The sequence below is a fragment of the Amycolatopsis keratiniphila genome, from assembly GCF_000400635.2.
GTDB lineage: Bacteria > Actinomycetota > Actinomycetes > Mycobacteriales > Pseudonocardiaceae > Amycolatopsis > Amycolatopsis keratiniphila.
Window position 1 is genome coordinate 4,014,368 of record NC_021252.1, and the last position, 16,973, is coordinate 4,031,340.

Genomic DNA, 16,973 nt, shown 5'->3' on the forward strand with positions numbered 1-16,973 from the left:
CAGTGTCATGGTCTGAACCAGTTGCGTCAAGACCTTTATTCGCCTCAAAAATAAAGAAGGCCCGCCCCGTTCAGCGGGCTGAATGAATCAATGCGGCCAAAGCCCGACGAAGGCCGGGCTCCCGATCGGATAAGTGCCGATCAGGCGCCAGGTCGCGCGTTCGTAGGCCTGGATCGCGTCCCCGCTCTGCGCGGCGACATAAACGTGTTCGCCGACGATGGAGAAGTGCCGTGGCCATTCGCCGGTGCCGTGGTCGGCCACAGCCACACCGTCGAAGGCGAACTCCGTGATCTTCTCGGGGCCCCGGTTCGACAGGAACAGCCGGTCTTCGTGCAGGACGAGCTGTGCCGGGAGGTTCTCGCCGCCGGGTTCGAGCGTCGCCGGAACGGAGCTCTCCACGGTGAACGTGCCCGGCGGCTCTTCGCGCACCGTCACCAGTGAGGCGGCCAGTTCGCCGACGACGTACGCGTGGTTCGTGCCGGGACGCCGGACCAGTTGCCGTGGGCCGGTCCCGGCGGGCAGCGTCGACACCGACACGGGGATCAGTTCGCCTTCCTCGCCGAGGCGATAGCTGCGGATCTCGTCGGTGCCCAGGTCGACCGCGCTGACCAGCGTGCCCGTCTCGTCGACGACGGCCATGTGGACGTGCGCGGCTTCCTGCCGGTCGGTGTTCGGGCCGCCGCCTTCGTGCTGGACCAGCGCCGTCCGCACGGTGGGCACCCCGTCCGGCCCCAGCGCGAACGCGGCCAGGCTGCCGCCGCTGTAGTTGGCGCACAGCAGGAACCGGCCGTCCGGCGTGACCGACAGATGGCATGGATCCGCCCCGCCGGTCGGCAGCGTGTTCAGGACCGACAGGGTCCCGTCCTCGGCGACCGCCACGGCGGTGATCGCGCCTTCGGCCGTCTCGTTGACGGCGTAGAGCACCGGGAGGGTGGGATGCGGGGTCAGCCAGCTCGGCGAATCCAGCGCGAGCGAGCCCGCCGGGGTCAGTTCCCCGGTCCACGCGTCGCGCCGGAACGTGCCGATGCCCTCGCCGCGACCGTCGCTCGCGGCGGTGTAGGAGCCGACGATGAGCACCTGGTTCGCTGTAGTCACGAAGCACACTGTGCAGCAAGCTGGGGCGGAGGTGAAGCCCTCGCGCGTGGCTCACCACGCGCGAGGGCCGGGTGCGTCACTTCAGCGAGTTGTCCACTGTGGTCATAAGGGATCCGGTGTCACCGGACATCTCCCAGGCCATGACCCCGAGCAGTCCTCTCGTCTTGAGCCAGGCGACCTTCTGCTGGATGGACCAGGCGTCGTCGAAGGTCCACCATTGCCCGCCGTTGCCGGTGTAGCACGACGTGGCCACGGCCGCGGTGTCGTGCTGGACGGCGCAGTTGGGGACACTGGCCAAGAGATTCGCGTAGCCACGAGTACCTGCTTCCTCGGCGAACTGGCCTGGCGCGGCACCGGTCGCGCTCTGCCATTCGCCCTTCTTCCCGCCGTCCGCGACCCCTTGCCAGCCTCTGCCGTAGAAGGCGAGCCCGAGGGTCAGTTTCCGTGGATTGGCACCGGCTTCGGTGTAGGCGTTGATCGCCGACTCCACGCTGAACTTGAAGTTGTACGGGTCGTCCGCGTCGGCGTAGAGGTTCCCCTGATGGCCGGTGCGGTTCGGCTCCCACGAGTTGTCGCTGCCCGAGCCGTGGAAGTCGTAACCCTGCACGTTCGCGACGTCGAGGTAATCGAAGATCTTCGGGATCTCCCAGCCGCCCTTCACCTTCGCCGGGTCGGCGGGGGTGAACGCCTGCAGTTCGTACCGTTTGCCGGTGGTCGCGCCGTAGGCGTCCATCTGCGTCCGGAACTCGGCCAGCAGCGCGGTCAGGTTCGTCTTGTCGTTGGCGCTCCAGTGGTTCCCGGGGTGCCCGTCGGGGCTGCCCGGCCACTCCCAGTCGATGTCGATACCGTCGAAGATGCCCGCGGCCGTGCCCGGCCCGCCGGCGCCGCCGTACGCCTTCACGTTGCCCTTCAGGTACGTGTCGATGCACGACGCGACGAACTTCTGCCGCGAGGCGGGCGTGGCCGCGACGTCGGAGAAGTACTTCGAGTAGGTCCAGCCGCCCAGGGAGATGAGCACCTTCAGATTGGGGTACTTGGCCTTGAGCTTCTTCAGCTGGTTGAAGTTGCCGCGCAGCGTCTCCCAGCCGGTGTCGCCGACACCGTCGACGGACTGGGCCGCGGACATCGGCCGCGAGTAGTCGGCTTCCGCGTCGCCCGCGCCGTCGCCCTGGTTCGGGTCCTGCGGGTTGGACGTCGTTCCCTTGGTGACACCCGAAAGGCAGGTGTGGTTGACCGGGTCGATGTTCCCGAAGGCGTACAGCAGATGAGTCAGCTTGGCGGCCGAGCCGTTGGTCACCAGGTTCTTGACGAAGAACTGGCGGCCGTAGATGCCCCACTGCACGAAGTAGCCGACCCGGGCGTAGCCGTTCACGATGTCGCCGGTGCGGGCGCTGACGGCCGCGCTCGCCGCGGAGACGTTGTCGTACCCGTCACGGGCTTTGACCGTGAAAGAGTACGAAGTGGACGGTGAAAGCCCGGTGACCGTCGCGGTCGTGCCGGTGACGGTGGTGGCGAGGGTCGTGCCGCGGTAGACGTCGTAGGAGACGACGCCGGTGTTGTCGGTGGACGCGTTCCACGCCAGCGAAATCGAACCCGAGGTGACCGCGGTCGAGCGGAGGTTCGACGGCGCCGTCGGAGCCTGGGTGTCGTCACTCGGGTTGTTGGTGGTCACCGCCAGCGCCGGGGTGGGCGGCGACTTGGCGTCCTTCCGGTCCTTGGCGACGACGGTGAAGCTGTAGGCCGTGTTCGGCGTCAGCCCGGTGATCCTCGCTTCGGTTCCGGTGACCGAGGCCGCCAGCGTGGTGCCCTGGTAGACGTCGTAGCCGACGACGGGCAGCGAGCCGGGAGCCGCGGCGTTCCACGCCAGCGCGGCGGTCGTGGTCGTCTTCGCCACGAGACGCAGGTTGGCCGGGGTCGACGGCGGGGTGTCGCCGGAGCCGTCGCAGTTGGCGTCGTCGATCCGGCACGTGGTCGGGTTGACCCCGGAACTGAGCTGGAACGACGGGCTGTAGGGGTAGGTCGAACGGCCCGGCGCGAGCGATTTGATGTAGAACGCCGGGGTGAGGGTGACCTGGTTGCCCGACTGGGAAACCGTGGCGTGCGAGCCGCTCGTGGCGGTCACGCCGGCGGGCACGGTGAAGGTGATGGACCAGTCGGCGACGGTTTCGCTGCTGGGGTTCGTGACGGTGTACTCACCGGTGTTCCCGGCCAAGGTGAAGGCGGCGCGGAGGCGGCCCGCCGCCGACGCCGGATTACCTGCGGCCACGAGGAGCCCGGCGGCGAGGAGTGTCACGGTGAGTGCGCTGAGTAGTCTTCTTCTGGTGCGTCTCATGGCGGTTCTCTCCAAAAGAGGCGGCGAGACTGACCTGCTCGATTAATGGCGCGTGTGGTCTAGACCACAGATGAATGTAGCGCGGGGCGCATAAAAGGTCTAGACCGATTCGTCGGTTGTGAATCGCCCTGCCGGGCGCTCGGCGAAATCCGGCGCCGAAACCGCCCTGTGGAAACGAAAACCGCGGCGTCGCCCGGTGGCGACGCCGCGGTTTCGCGGTGGTGCGGAGGCTCAGCGGCCGGTGAAGGTCGCCTTGCCGGGGCCGTCGGCGAGGAACGACTTCACCGCGCCGCGCAGGTCTTCGGTCTCGAAGAGCCCGGCGGCGATGGTCGTGATGTGCTCGTTCGCCTCGGCGACGCCACCGTGCTCGTAGTGCTCCAGGACCTTCTTGGTGGCGGCGTGCGCCCGCGTCGGCCCCTGCGCGAGGTCGGTCGTGAACGCGCGGACGGCCTCGTCGAAGCCGTCCGCCGGGAACACCCGGTTCACCACGTTCCAGCGCTCGAGCGTCGCCGCGTCGTAGGTCGCGCCCGTCATCACGAACTCCTTGGCGCGGCCGACACCGGCGCGGGCGGCGAGCCGCTGCGTGCCGCCCATGGTCGGGGTCAGCCCGACGACCCGTTCGACCAGGCCGAACTTGGCCTTCTCGCTCGCGAGGATGATGTCGCAGGCGACCGCGACCTCGAAGGCCCAGGTCAGGCACAGGCCGTGGGCGGCGAACACGGTGGGGAACGGGAGTGCGGCGATCCGGTCGGGGATCGCCAGCATCTCGTCGAAGAGCACCTTCGCCTCGGCGGCGCTCGACTGGGCGTCGAACAGGGAGACGTCCACCCCGCCGCTCACGATCTTGCCTTCGGCGCGGATCAGCGCCGCGCGCGGCGGCGTGGCCTCCAGTTCGCCGATCGCCTCGCCCAGTTCGCGCTGCAGTTCCGCTGTGTAGAGGTTCAGCGGCGGCGAAGCGATGGTCAGGACGGCGAGGTCGGCTTCACGGTCGAGGCGGATCGAGGTGGCCAAGGCGGGTTCCCTCCGGTGGGTCGGTTTCCCGTGACCCTAGCCCGAGGTTGCCGCGAGTTCGTCCCATTGCGCCTGTGCTTCCGGTCGCCATTCGACGTGCTTGCGGTGGAAGAGGTCCGCCGCGCGCACGCCGCTCCAACCGTCGGGGAGAAGTTTTAGCGGTAGCCGAGGATCGAGGAACGGGAAGCTGCGCCATTCGTGTACGAGTTCGGTCTGCGCGCGCAGGACGCCGTTTTCGCCGGAGGGCCGGGCGCCGGTGAACCGGTCGATGAAGTCCTCGTAGCGGTCTTTCAGATCGCTCAGGTCCCAGGACCGCGCGACCATCGTCTCCTGGTCGCCGACGTCGCCGTAGGCGGCGGTGAACGACATCGCCTGTGCGTCGAGGCCGAGATCCTGCACGATCTGCTGGGCCTCCCGCTGGCGGCTGAGATCCGGGCTGACCCAGACCCCCGCGACCGGGGAACCGAACCCGGCCCAGGTCAGGCGCGTGCGGAGCCGGTGCCGGAGATCCCGCTTCGCTTCGGGGACCGAGACGATCAGCATCAGCCAGCGCCCGTCCCACGCTTTTTCCTCGTTGCCGAAGGCGTAGATCCGTTCCGCGCCTTCGGTCAGGAGGCGCCTGCCTGGTGGAGTGAGCGACCAGCGCACTCTTCGCCCGACGCGTTCGGAGACCACCCAGCCTTCGGCGGAGGAACGGGCCAGCGCTTGCCGTGCGGACTTCTCTTCGATGTCCAGCACGCGCAGCGCCTCGACCAGCGTCGACGTCCAGATCGCCTGGTCGCGGGGCAGGACGTACTCGCCGAGGATCGTCATCAGCAGCGACCGCGCGCTGGCATGACCGACTTCCCGCCGCCTGCTCAATGTCGGCCTGCGGGTACCGCCTTTCTGCTGGTGGACGACGGGGACCGGGGTGGCGGAGTCCGCCATTTGCTGTCACCGACCTCAATGCTCGGGGGATTCGTTCGGGTCCAGAAGAACAACCAGGTTACCCACGTTCCGTGATCGCTTGGATACTTGCCACTCTTCCGAGGGACCACGAGCTGTTCAATCGGGCCCCGTAGACTTACCGATCTCATGAGCGCCACACTCGTTGCCAAGGATCTCGCCGCCGGCCACGGCGACCGTGTTCTGTTCTCCGGTCTCGACCTGGTCGTCGCCCCGGGCGAAGTGATCGGTCTCGTCGGTGTGAACGGCGCGGGCAAGTCGACCCTGCTGAAGACCCTCGGCGGCCTCGTGCCGCCGGAAGAGGGCAGTGTCCGGCTGAACCCGCCGACGGCCACCGTCGGTCACCTCCCGCAGGAGCCGGAACGCCGCGAGGGTGAGTCCGTCCGCGCGTTTCTCTCCCGGCGCACCGGCGTCACCGCCGCCCAGGCCGCGCTCGACGCCGCCACGGAGGCGCTCACCGCGGGCGAACCCGGCGCGGACGACGCCTACGGTCTCGCCCTCGACCGCTGGCTCGCGCTCGGCGGGGCGGATCTGGACGACCGGGCGGGGGAGGTCGTCGCGGATCTCGGCCTCACCGTCAACCTCGACCAGCCGATGCTTTCGTTGTCGGGCGGGCAGGCGGCGCGTGCCGGGATGGCGTCGCTGCTGCTGAGCCGGTACGACATCTTCCTGCTCGACGAGCCGACCAACGACCTCGACCTCGACGGACTGGAACGGCTGGAGCGGTTCGTGACCGGGCTGCGCGCGGGGACCGTGCTGGTCAGCCACGACCGGGAATTCCTCGCCCGCACCGTCGATCGCGTCGTCGAACTCGATTACGCGCAGCAGCAGGTGCGGACCTATGGCGGCGGCTATGAGTCGTATCTGGAGGAGCGTGCCGTCGCGCGACGGCACGCCCGGGAGGAGTACGAGGAGTACGCGAACACCAAGGCGTCGCTCGAAGCCCGTGGTGCGATGCAGCGTTCGTGGATGGAGAAGGGCGTCAAGAACGCCCGGCGCAAGGCCACCGACAACGACAAGGTGGGCCGCAAGTTCCGGAGCGAGGCGACCGAGAAGCAGGCGTCGAAGGCGCGTCAGACCGACCGCATGATCGAGCGGCTCGAAGTCGTCGAAGAACCGCGCAAGGAATGGGAACTGCGCATGGAGATCGCCGCGGCACCCCGGGCGGGCGCGGTCGTGGCGACTCTCCGCGGCGCGGTGGTGCGGCGGGGCGGGTTCACCCTCGGCCCGGTCGACCTGCAGATCGACTGGGCGGACAAGGTCGCGATCACCGGGGCCAACGGCGCCGGGAAGTCGACGCTGCTCGCGGCGCTGCTCGGGCGGGTCCCGGTCGACGAGGGCGCCGCCTCGCTCGGTTCCGGTGTCGTGGTCGGGGAAGTCGACCAGGCGCGGAAGCTGTTCCTCGGCGACCTTCCGCTCGTCGAGGCGTTCGCCCGTGAGGTTCCGGAACTCGCCGACGCCGACGTGCGGACGCTGCTGGCGAAGTACGGGCTCAAGGCGGCGCACGTCCTGCGGTCGGCGGCCACGTTGTCGCCGGGGGAGCGGACCCGCTCGGCGCTGGCGCTGCTGCAGGCGCGCGGGGTGAACCTGCTGGTGCTCGACGAGCCGACGAACCACCTCGACCTGCCCGCGATCGAGCAGCTGGAGTCGGCGCTCGCGGACTATCCGGGGACGCTGCTGCTGGTGACGCACGACCGGCGGATGCTGGACGCGGTGGCGACGACCCGGCGGCTGGAAGTGGCCGAGGGGAAGGTCACCGAACTCTGAGCATTTAGTCCTCTGAATGCGTGCGCATTCAGAGGACTATTGAGGGGTAAGTCAAATGTGGCGCGTTGGGCCGCCTGGGGCCTTTGGTGTCCACAGTGGTCACTTCCAGGTGGCATGCGCCTGTGTTGTGCCTGTATGTCCGGTTTCGCGGGGGGTCGTGAGTGGCAAAGAGGGTTAGAACGAGCATCGCCACTCACGACCCCGGGTCGGGGGCTCCCTTGGCCGCGTCGGACGCGGCCAAGGGAGCCTTCGGTCCGGCGGAGGCCTCGATCACGAACACGACATGTTTGACTTGCCCTCAATAAGTGAGGGTCAGCCCTTGGTCGCGCCGCCGGTGAGTCCCTTCACGAACTGCTTCTGCAGCGCCAGATAGAAGATGAGCACCGGCAGCGTCGCCAGGAACATGAGCGCGAAGACGCTGCCGAGATCCGCCTGGTACTGCCCGATCGAGCGGTAGATCCCGGTGGTGACCGTGGTCCCCTGGCTGGGGCCGAGGATGATCAGCGGGTCGATGAAGTCGTTCCAGATCCACACGCCGAGGAAGATCAGCACACTCGCCGTGGCAGGCCGCAGCAGCGGGAAGACGATCCGCCAGAACACCTGTGCCCGGCTCGCACCGTCGAGCAGCGCGGCTTCTTCGAGTTCCACCGGCACCCCGCGGATGAACCCGGTGAACACGAAGACTCCGAACGGCACGTAGTAGCCGACGTTGAACAGCACCAGCCCCTGGATCGTCGCCATCAACCCGGTCAGGCGCAGCACCTCGGTGACCGGGATGAGGATCACCTGCGGCGGGATCATCAAGCCCGCCAACAGGATCAGCGCGAGCACCTTGGTCCACCGCTTGGCCGAACGCGCCAGGTAGTGCCCGAGCATGGCCGAAAGCACCATCAGCACGAGGATCGACAACAGGGTGACGAGCAGGCTGTTCGCCAGGCTGACCCAGAACAGGCCGTCGGGCCGGGTGAGGACGGCGTGGATGTTGGCCGGCGTCGGTGGCAGCGGGACCGACGCCGGCGTCCGGGCGATCTGGTCGCCGGGTTTGAACACGTTGACGAGCACGTAGTACAGCGGCACGGCGAACAGCGCGCCCACCAGGATCGCGGCGATGGGCCGGAGTTTCGTGCTCACAGGTCGACCTCCCGCCGCCGAAGGAAACGCAGCACGATCGTGGTCAGCGTCGCGACGATCACCAGCATCACCATGGCCATCGCGGACGCGTAGCCGACGTGGTTCGCGTCGAGGCCGGTGGCGAGGACGTCGAACGCGATGGTCGCCGTGGTCCCCGAACCCGGCCCGCCGTTGGTGACGACCTTGACGTAGTCGTAGGTCTTGAACGCCGAGATCAGCAGCACGACGGTGTTGATCGTCAGCGACGGCGCGAGCAGCGGCCAGGTCACCGCGCGGAACCGGCGGACCGGCCCGGCACCGTCGATCTCCGCGGCCTCGAGCAGTTCGGCCGGGACACCCTGCAGGCCCGCGAGGTACACGACCACGCAGAACCCCAGCATCTGCCAGCACACGATCGACGCGACCGAGTACAGCGCCAGATCCGGGTCGGAAAGCCAGCCCGGCGGATGCTCGACGCCGAGGGCGCGGAGCGCGTCGTTGACCGGGCCCCGGTCGTCGAGCAGTTTCGTCCAGATGATGCTGACCACGACCGAACTCAGGATCACGGGCGTGAAGAACACGCTCCGCAAAGCGTTGTACAGCCGGCCTTTCCGGTCGAGCAGCACCGCGACGCCGAGCCCGAGCACGTTCGGCACGACTACGACGATCACGGTCAGGATCGTGGTGACCCGGAGCGCGTTCAGGAACTGTTCGTCCTGGAACAGCAGCCGGTAGTTCTCGAGGCCCACGAATTCCGCGGGCGGGTTGAACGGGTTGTGGTTCGTCAGGCTGTAGCCGAAGCTGATGAGGATCGGCGCCATGACGAAGCACAGGTAGATGACGACGCCGGGGGCCCCGAACGAGGCGAAATGCCACACCCGCGGCAAGATCGGTTTTCTCGCCATCGTGGTGTCAGCGCGCCTTCGCCCACTCGGTGTCCAGGAACGCGCACGCGTCGGCCACCGTTCGGCGGCCGGTGATGACATCCTGCGCGGCTTGGTACACCTTGTCCTTCATACCCGGCAGGAGCCCGTCGTCCGCGGTCTCCCAGCTGAAGGCGTTCACGACCGCGTTCTTCGCGACGGCTTCCTTGTACAGCTCGTATCCCGCCTTGAAGACCGGGCCGACGTCGGCGGGCGGCGTGTAGCCCTTGATCGCGGGGAAGAGGCCGTCTGCCTTGACCGAGGCGTCGATCTGTTCCTTGTCCAACTGGAACGCGAGTGCGAACTTCCGCGCCGCGTCGAGGTTCGGCGACTTCGCGTTGACGACGATGCCGCCACCGGTGTACGCGGGCACGACGAGTTTCCCGTCCTCGGAAGGGAAATTGAACACGCCGATCTCGAACGGCGGTTTCTTGGCGTCGGCGCTCGCGGCGAACCAGTTGCCCATCGGGTACATCGCGCCTTCGCCGTTGAGGAAGGCCGCCTCGGTCGCCGAATAGTCCCGGGACACCTGGGTCTTGTCGATGTACCCCTTGGCCACCAGATCGGCGAACTTGCCGAACGCCTGCTGGAAGACCGGGTCGGCGAACTTGACCTTGTCGGCCCGCCGCTGGGAAAGCCAGTCCGGTGTCTTGCCGTAGACGTCGACGCTGACCAGGCCGTCCAGCAGCATCGCGGACGGGAACCCTTCTTTGCCGCCACCGATCGTGAACGGCGTGATGCCCCTGGCCTTCAGTTTCTCCGACGCCGCGAGGAGCTCGTTCCAGGTCGACGGCGGCGACGTGATCCCGGCGTCGGCGAAGAGCTTCTTGTTGTAGTAGACCGGCGGGATGGTCTGGGTGTTGGCGGGCAGCTGGTGGTGCCCGCCCTTGATCGGATTGGCGCCGGGGAACTGGAAATCCTTGAGTTCCTCGGGCGTCCACGCGTAGAGGTTGCCCGATTCGGCGAACCCGGCCGAATCGACGGCGATCGCGACGTCGGGGAACTGGCCGGACTGCAGGAGTTGTTTGGCGTAGCCGGTGCGGTCGGTCGACGGGGCGACCAGTTTCTTCACGCTCAGGCCGGGGTTGCGGTCCGTGACGCGTCTGATGGCGGAGTCCCAATAGGACGGTGGAAGGTTCGGCGTCTCGAACGTCAGGAAGGTGATCTCGCCGCCGGAGGCGCCCGTCCCGCCGCCGACGGTGCATCCGGTGAGGCTCGCGGCGAGGAGTAGAGCGGCTCCCAACGCGAAGGACCTTCTCATGCCCCAGTCACCCTTCTCGCGGAGATGCACGACGTCTCATATACGACGGCATTCGATCGGATGTCTAAAGGGATGTCAAGCGGCTCCAGCGGGCTCTACTGGGCGAAAAGTGGCGATACATCTGATCTATCGCCGGGCTCAGACCTTCGTCAACCGGATCACCGCACTGGCGAAATCGCCGTCCGGAAGGCCGGGGAACAGGCCGTGTGCCAGGAGCGGGGCACCGTGCCACACCTTTCCCGTGTCCTCGTCGCGGTAACGGGCGGCGGGGTCGAGACCTTCCAGCCGGACCGGCCGTTCGCGAGTGTGGAAATGTGCCGCTTGCCGGAACACGAACACCACCGCGCGGCCGCCGTCGGCCGCCACGTACTGCAGCGCGGAGACGCCGTCGGTGGCAGGCGGCACGAGACGGTGGAGCCTGCCGTGCTGGACGACCGGCCGGATGTCCTTGTACAGAGCGATCTGTTCGCGCGCGTAGGTCAGCTCATCCTCGGTCCACTTCACGATGTCGCCGCCGATGCCGAGGACACCGGCCATCGCGACGTGGAACCGGAAACGCAGCGGAGTGGACCTCCGGGTGACGAAGTTGGGGTCGTCGGTGACCCACGCCGACATCGCGCGCGCCGGGTACACCTGGCCGTAGCCGTGCTGGATGACGAGCCTGTCGAGCGCGTCGGTGTTGTCGGAGGTCCAGACCTGATCGGTCTTGGCCAGCACCCCGAGGTCGATCCGCCCGCCACCGCCGCTGCACGCCTCGATTCGCAGCCCGGGATGGCGGGCGCGCAGGCGGTCCATGATCGCGTAGACCGAGCGGGTGTGCTCCACCCAGAGCGTGTCCGGATTCCCGTCGCCGGGCCAGCCCGCTTCGCTGAAGGGGCGGTTCATGTCCCACTTCAGGAAGTCGATCCCGTGCTCGGCGACGAGGGAGTCGAGTGTGCCGAACGCCCATTCGGCCACGTCCGGCCGGGCGAAATTGAGCACCAGCTGCCGCCGCAGTTCCGAACGTGTCCGATGTGGATAGTGGAGGACCCAATCGGGGTGGGCGCGGTACAGATCGCTGTCCGGGTTGACCATTTCGGGTTCGACCCAGAGCCCGAACTTCATGCCGAGCCGATGCACCTCGCGGACGAGCGGTTCGAGACCGTCGGGGAACTTGTCGCGGTTGACCTGCCAGTCGCCGAGGCCGGCGTGGTCGCCGCTGCGGGCGCCGAACCAGCCGTCGTCCATCACGAACAGCTCCACGCCGAGCGCCGCGGCCTTCTCCGCCAGCGCGCGTTGACCGGCTTCGGTGACGTCGAAACCCGTCGCCTCCCAGGAGTTGTAGAGCACCGGCCGGAGCTCGCCGGGATGCGGGAGGACGTGGTCGAGCGTGTACGCGTGCCAGGCACGGCTCGCGGCGCCGAATCCGCCGTCGGTGTACAACCCGGCGAAGACCGGCGCGGTGAGCGTGTCGCCGGGTGCGAGCCGGGGGACGACGCCGTCCTGGCCGAAGCCACCGGTCACGGTGAGCCGTCCGGTGGAGGAACGGGTGGTGGTGATCCGCCACGACCCGCTCCACGCGAGCGCGGCGCTGTAGACCTCGCCATGCCGCTCGGTGGCTTCGCCGTCGTCGAGCATCACCCATGGGTTGGCGTGATGGCTGGTGATGCCCCGCCTGCTGCCGAACGTGGTCTCGCCGTGGGGGACGGGCTCGCGGAGCAGCCGGCTTTCGGCCGCCCACCCGCCGATGACGTGGCTGATCCGGTAGTCCGGCCGGACCGGCACGACCCAGGTCGCCGAGTCGGCGCGGAAGATCTCGATCGGGCCGTCCGTGCCGTCGTGGGCGAGTTCGGTCCAACGTTCGATGACGTCCGTGCCCGCCGGGACGCGGTAGCCGAGCGTGATCCGCAGCGGGTAGTGGCGATCGCGGAAGTGGACGCGCAGGAGTCCGCCTTCGATGTCGTGGCCGAGGTAGCGCCATTCGAGGGCGCGGGTCCCGTCGGCGAACCGGACCTGGAGGGCGGGGGTCCAGTATCGGGTGCCGCCGTCGGCTGCGAGCTCGTCCAGTCCCTCGTTGGGATCGTTGAAGGAGTCCCAGCGTTCCTCGGTCCGGCCGAGGACGTCGGCGAGCTGGCCGGCGGTGAGCGCCGGGCCCCAGTAGACGTGGGAAGGCGCGTCGTCGTCGGTCAGCCTGAGCGCGTAGCTCGTGGCTGCCGTGCGGATGAGCCAGGAACGGGTGCTGTCGTCGAAAACGATCTCGGCCACGGGCCCATCCTTACGCCGAACGCCCGCGGTGACCAGTGGCTCCCGCTCGCCGGTACATGACGCCTGGCGCCGCACTTACGTGATTGAAGCCGGAACTCGCGTGATTGAAGACGGAACTCGCGTGATCAGCGGCGGAACATCGAGTGCGGCCTCCAATCACGAGAGTTACGTGCTTGGTCACGCGAGTCACGTCTTCGCTCACGCTGCGCCTGTGTGCCCAGTCCGTGAAGGCCTCCTTGAGGGAACCAGAGTCCCTCAAGGAGGCCTTCACGGACTTCGGGCCAGCAGGGGTACAGAGGACACGGCTGGCTCTAACCGGCCTGACCACTTACGAGGTCGAAGCGGTCAGCCGCCGACCTTCGCGATCGCCACGAAATGCTCCGGCCGCACCCGCACGATCACCTTGCCCGGCGAAGTCGCGTACGCCAGCCAGCCGTCGATGGTCTCCTGCCCAGCCTCGCCGAGGTACCGGCGGGCGATCCGTTCGGAGCCGAGACGCACGCCGTCCGGATCCGAAACGATCTCCGCGACACCCTCGACGCTGACGAACGAGTACGGCGGGAGCGGATCGTCGGCGACCACCGAGACCCGCGGATTCTCCTTGAGCGCCTTGCCTTTGACGGTGTCCGCACCGAGGTTGACCAGGATGTCGTCCCCGTCGAGAGCGAACCAGACCGGCACCGCGTGCGGCCTGCCGTCCGGGCGGACCGTCGCGAAGACGGCGGTGCGGGTGCCCTCGGTGAGGAAGGCGCGGCGCTGGTCGTCGGTCATCTTCTCGGGCATTACTTTCCCTCCAGGACGGCGCCCAGGCCGAAGGCCGGGAACAGGTGGCTGTCGAACGTGGTGAACTCCGCGGCCTTGCCGCCGACGACGCGGACGAGGTCGAGCTTGAAGGCGCGGAAGACGGTGTCGCCGGGACGCCGCAGGTACGAGGCGAAGGCGGGCATCCGGTTGGCGTCGACCGCGACGGCACGCCATTCGCCCATCTCTTCGGCGATCCTGCCGTGCCGGGCGAGGTGTTCGAGGCCGATGTAGCAGTGGGGCTCCGGCGGCATGGTCACGCGGACGTCGTCGCGGACCAGGCTGCTCAATGTGCCGAAGTCGCCGTTGTCGTGGGCTTCGACGAGCCGCCGGACCAGTGCGCGTTCCTCTTCGGAGGGAGCCTGGACCGACCATTCGCCGCGCTGCTGCGGGAGGCGTTCGCGCAGGGTCGCGCGGCCCCGCTGCAGGGCGCTGTTCGCGGCGGGGACCGAGAGATCGAGCAGTTCGGCGGTTTCGGCGGCCTGCCAGCCGAGCACGTCGCGCAGGATCAGCACCGCGCGTTGCCGGGGCGGCAGCATCTGCAAGACCGCGAGGAAGGCGAGTTCGATGGTCTCCCTGGCGACGGCGAGCGCGTGCGGTTCGGCCTCGGGCGGCGCGATCTCGTCCAGCAGGCGGTCCGGATACGGCTGGATCCAAGGGACTTCGGCGAACGAGCGGACCGACGGCACCCGCCGGTCCTTCTTGCGGATCGCGTCGAGGCAGGCGTTGGTGGCGATCCGGTACAGCCACGCGCGGAAGTTGCCGCCGTCGAAGGTGTCCAGCCCGCGCCACGCGTTGAGCAACGCCTCCTGGACGACGTCTTCCGCCTCGTCGAACGAGCCGAGCATCCGGTAGCAGTGGACGTGGAGTTCCCGGCGGTGCCGCCCGGTGAGCGCGGCGAAGGCGGTTTCGTCTCCCGCCTTCGCCGCGGCGATCGTGTCGGTCATGGCGCCTCCCATCGAGTGTTCTTACCCGATGTAACGGCGCCCTTCGCCGGAACTCATCGGTCCCGCGATGACTTTCTCGCGGGACCGATGGAACCGCAGGTCAGGGGCGGGTCGTGAGGTATCCGCCCATGGTCCGGAAGTAGTCGGTGGCGGCCAGTTCCGTGCCGTCCTCGGTCCGCACCCGCTCGATGACGAGCCCGTGCGAACGGCCGCGGCGCGACTCGGGGCCGGCGACGATCACGACGCCTTCACCCTCTCGGATGAAGATCCGGCCGGGGGTGCCGCCGTACTGGCCCACCGACACCGAGGAGCGGATCACGCGCAGCTGCTTGCCGCGGTGGTAGGTGAAGGCGTTGGGGTACGGGTCGGACTGGGCGCGCACCAGCCGCTCGATCTCGTCCGCGGGCCACGACCAGTCGATGAGGCTGTCTTCGAGGGCGCGCTTGTGGAAGAAACTGGCCTTCGACCTGTCCTGTTTGACCGGGGTGAAGTCCCCCTTCGCGATCAGCTCGATGGCTTCGGTGGTGATCGGCGCGATGAGGTCGACCGTCCGGTGGAACAGATCGGTCGTCGTGTCCTTCGGTCCGACGGGGACGGAGCGCTGCAGCACGATGTCGCCCGCGTCGAGGTCGGCGTCCATCATGTGGGCGGTGAGGCCGACTTCCTTCTCGCCGTTGATGAGCGCCCAGATCAGCGGCGAGAAGCCGGCGTAGGCGGGCAGCAGCGAGTCGTGGACGTTCAGCGTGCCGTACCGCGGCATCTCGAAGATCTCGGGCGGCAGCCAGGTGCGCCAGTTGTTGGCGACGATCAGGTCGAGATCGGCTTCCTTCAGCTCCGCCAGGATTTCCGCGTCGTCGGGACGCTGCCGCAGCAGCGCGCGGATCCCGTTCTCCTCGGCGAGGTCCGCGACGGAGTCGGACCAGATCTTCTCGTAGGCGTGGTCGCTCTTCGGGTGGGTGACGACGAGGGCGACATCGTGGCCCGCGTCGATCAACGCCCGCAGGGTGCGGTGTCCCCAGGTCTGGTATCCGAACATGGCGACCCGCATGGGACCGGCCTCCTCCTGGTCGAGGGATGAACATCACCACTGAAAGTACTAGTTGAGCCTCACCTAACTTAGGTTAGGGTTCCCTGGTCTTTGTTGCGAAGTACCGAGATGCGGCTGAGCCGCGCAAGGGGTTCAAGATGGCACGAGCAGTGGTCGGTGAACGGGTTCCGGTCTACGACGTGGTCGGGGTCGGGTTCGGTCCCTCGAACCTCGCGCTCGCCATCGCCGTCACCGAGCACAACGCCGCGCCCGGGGTCGAGACCGTCACGGCCCACTTCCTCGAGCGTCAGGCTCGTTTCGGCTGGCACCGCGGGATGTTGATCGACAACGCGACCATGCAGGTCTCCTTCCTCAAGGACCTGGCGACGATGCGGAACCCGACCAGTTCGTTCAGCTTCCTGTCGTATTTGCACAGCAAGGACCGATTGGTCGATTTCATCAACCACAAGAACCTGTTCCCGTTGCGGATCGAGTTCCACGACTACTTCGAATGGGCGGCAGAAAAGGTCGACGACCTGGTTTCCTATGGCACGGAAGTGCTTTCCGTCACGCCGGTGTTCGACGGCGACGAGATCGTGTTCTTCGACGTGCACGCCCGCACCGACGGCGAGCTGGTGAACCTGCGCGCCCGCAACCTGGTGATGGGCACCGGTCTGCGCCCGAATCTCCCCGAAGGTGTGACGCCGGGCACACGCATCTGGCACAACAGCGAACTCCTGCACCGGCTCGAGGGCATGGCCGCCGAGGAACCGCGCCGGTTCGTCGTCGTCGGCGCCGGCCAGAGCGCGGCGGAGGTCAGCGCGCTGCTGCACGACCGCTTCCCCCGCGCCGAGGTGTGCGCGGTGTTCGCGCGGTACGGCTACAGCCCGGCCGACGACAGCGCGTTCGCCAACCGGATCTTCGACCCCGAGGCGGTCGGCCGGTTCTACGAGGCGCCGGAAGCGGTCAAGGACCGCCTCATGCGCTACCACGGCGCGACCAACTACTCGGCCGTGGACATCGAGCTCATCGACGAGCTGTACCGGCGCGTCTACCGCGAGAAGGTGCAGGGGATCGAGCGGCTGAAGCTGATCAACGTCTCCCGGCCCACCGAGGTCACCGACACCGGTTCCGAAGTGCGGGTCACCGTCGAGGCGCTGGAGACCGGGGCGCGGACCAGGCTCGACGCCGATTTCGTCGTGTACGCCACCGGGTACAGCCCGGCGGACCCGACGCCGTTGCTCGGCGAGCTCGCCTCCACCTGCGCGCGCGACGACGAGGGCAGGCTCCGCGTCGAGCGCGACTACCGGATCGTCACCGAGCCGCCGCTCGACGGCGGGATCTACCTGCAGGGCGGCACCGAGCACACGCACGGCATCACGTCTTCGCTGCTGTCCAACACCGCGGTCCGGGTCGGCGAGATCCTCCAGTCCATTGTGGACAGGCGTGCGGCCGGCGCGTCCCGGCCCGCGTACGCGGTGAGCGGGTCCCGGCCCGCCTGAGGCCAGGA

Annotated in this window: 13 protein-coding genes; 2 read left to right on the forward strand and 11 right to left on the reverse strand. The window is 68.1% G+C overall.

What is annotated here, in order from left to right:
* Positions 1-87 precede the first annotated feature (87 nt).
* The 4 genes from AORI_RS59285 to AORI_RS59300 form a co-directional block, all read right to left on the reverse strand.
* A complete protein-coding gene (locus AORI_RS59285; RefSeq protein ID WP_420806980.1) occupies positions 88-1,104 on the reverse strand; it encodes a lactonase family protein in 1,017 nt (338 codons plus the stop codon).
* Positions 1,105-1,171: 67 nt separating this feature from the next.
* Entirely contained in the window at positions 1,172-3,388 is a 2,217-nt protein-coding gene (locus tag AORI_RS59290; RefSeq protein WP_016334014.1) for a glycosyl hydrolase family 18 protein, read from the reverse strand.
* A 270-nt stretch (positions 3,389-3,658) separates the two neighbouring features.
* The gene (locus AORI_RS59295) at positions 3,659-4,438 is read right to left on the reverse strand and encodes an enoyl-CoA hydratase/isomerase family protein (RefSeq protein ID WP_016334015.1); all 780 of its coding nucleotides are present in this window, start codon (positions 4,436-4,438) and stop codon (positions 3,659-3,661) included.
* Positions 4,439-4,474: 36 nt separating this feature from the next.
* Positions 4,475-5,365, reverse strand: a complete 891-nt coding sequence (locus AORI_RS59300) for a PaaX family transcriptional regulator (protein ID WP_016334016.1) — start codon at positions 5,363-5,365, stop codon at positions 4,475-4,477.
* 147 nt (positions 5,366-5,512) lie between these two features.
* Between AORI_RS59300 and AORI_RS59305 the strand changes: the two genes are divergently transcribed.
* The gene (locus tag AORI_RS59305; protein ID WP_016334017.1) at positions 5,513-7,150 is read left to right on the forward strand and encodes an ABC-F family ATP-binding cassette domain-containing protein; all 1,638 of its coding nucleotides are present in this window, start codon (positions 5,513-5,515) and stop codon (positions 7,148-7,150) included.
* A 312-nt stretch (positions 7,151-7,462) separates the two neighbouring features.
* Here the strand turns inward: AORI_RS59305 and AORI_RS59310 are convergent, their stop codons facing one another.
* The 7 genes from AORI_RS59310 to AORI_RS59340 form a co-directional block, all read right to left on the reverse strand.
* Positions 7,463-8,281: a carbohydrate ABC transporter permease gene (locus tag AORI_RS59310; protein ID WP_016334018.1), complete on the reverse strand. Its 819-nt coding sequence runs from the start codon at positions 8,279-8,281 to the stop codon at positions 7,463-7,465.
* Positions 8,278-9,165, reverse strand: coding sequence for a carbohydrate ABC transporter permease (locus tag AORI_RS59315; protein ID WP_016334019.1), 888 nt, complete (start codon positions 9,163-9,165; stop codon positions 8,278-8,280). The genes AORI_RS59310 and AORI_RS59315 overlap by 4 nt, the downstream gene beginning before the upstream one ends.
* A 7-nt stretch (positions 9,166-9,172) precedes the next feature.
* Positions 9,173-10,444, reverse strand: coding sequence for an extracellular solute-binding protein (locus AORI_RS59320; protein ID WP_043848099.1), 1,272 nt, complete (start codon positions 10,442-10,444; stop codon positions 9,173-9,175).
* Between the two features lie 138 nt (positions 10,445-10,582).
* Positions 10,583-12,688, reverse strand: a complete 2,106-nt coding sequence (locus AORI_RS59325; RefSeq protein ID WP_016334021.1) for an alpha-galactosidase — start codon at positions 12,686-12,688, stop codon at positions 10,583-10,585.
* A gap of 345 nt (positions 12,689-13,033) precedes the next feature.
* Positions 13,034-13,471 (reverse strand): PPOX class F420-dependent oxidoreductase, encoded by a 438-nt coding sequence (locus AORI_RS59330; RefSeq protein WP_016334022.1) that lies wholly within the window; start codon positions 13,469-13,471, stop codon positions 13,034-13,036.
* Positions 13,471-14,436 carry an RNA polymerase subunit sigma-70 gene (locus AORI_RS59335; protein WP_043848820.1) on the reverse strand — a complete coding sequence of 322 codons (966 nt, stop codon included), beginning with the start codon at positions 14,434-14,436 and terminating at the stop codon, positions 13,471-13,473. Before AORI_RS59335 ends, AORI_RS59330 begins: the two co-directional genes overlap by 1 nt.
* A 100-nt stretch (positions 14,437-14,536) precedes the next feature.
* Positions 14,537-15,484 carry a methionyl-tRNA formyltransferase gene (locus AORI_RS59340; RefSeq protein ID WP_016334024.1) on the reverse strand — a complete coding sequence of 316 codons (948 nt, stop codon included), beginning with the start codon at positions 15,482-15,484 and terminating at the stop codon, positions 14,537-14,539.
* Between the two features lie 137 nt (positions 15,485-15,621).
* Between AORI_RS59340 and AORI_RS59345 the strand changes: the two genes are divergently transcribed.
* Positions 15,622-16,965: a lysine N(6)-hydroxylase/L-ornithine N(5)-oxygenase family protein gene (locus AORI_RS59345; RefSeq protein WP_043848100.1), complete on the forward strand. Its 1,344-nt coding sequence runs from the start codon at positions 15,622-15,624 to the stop codon at positions 16,963-16,965.
* Positions 16,966-16,973 lie beyond the last annotated feature (8 nt).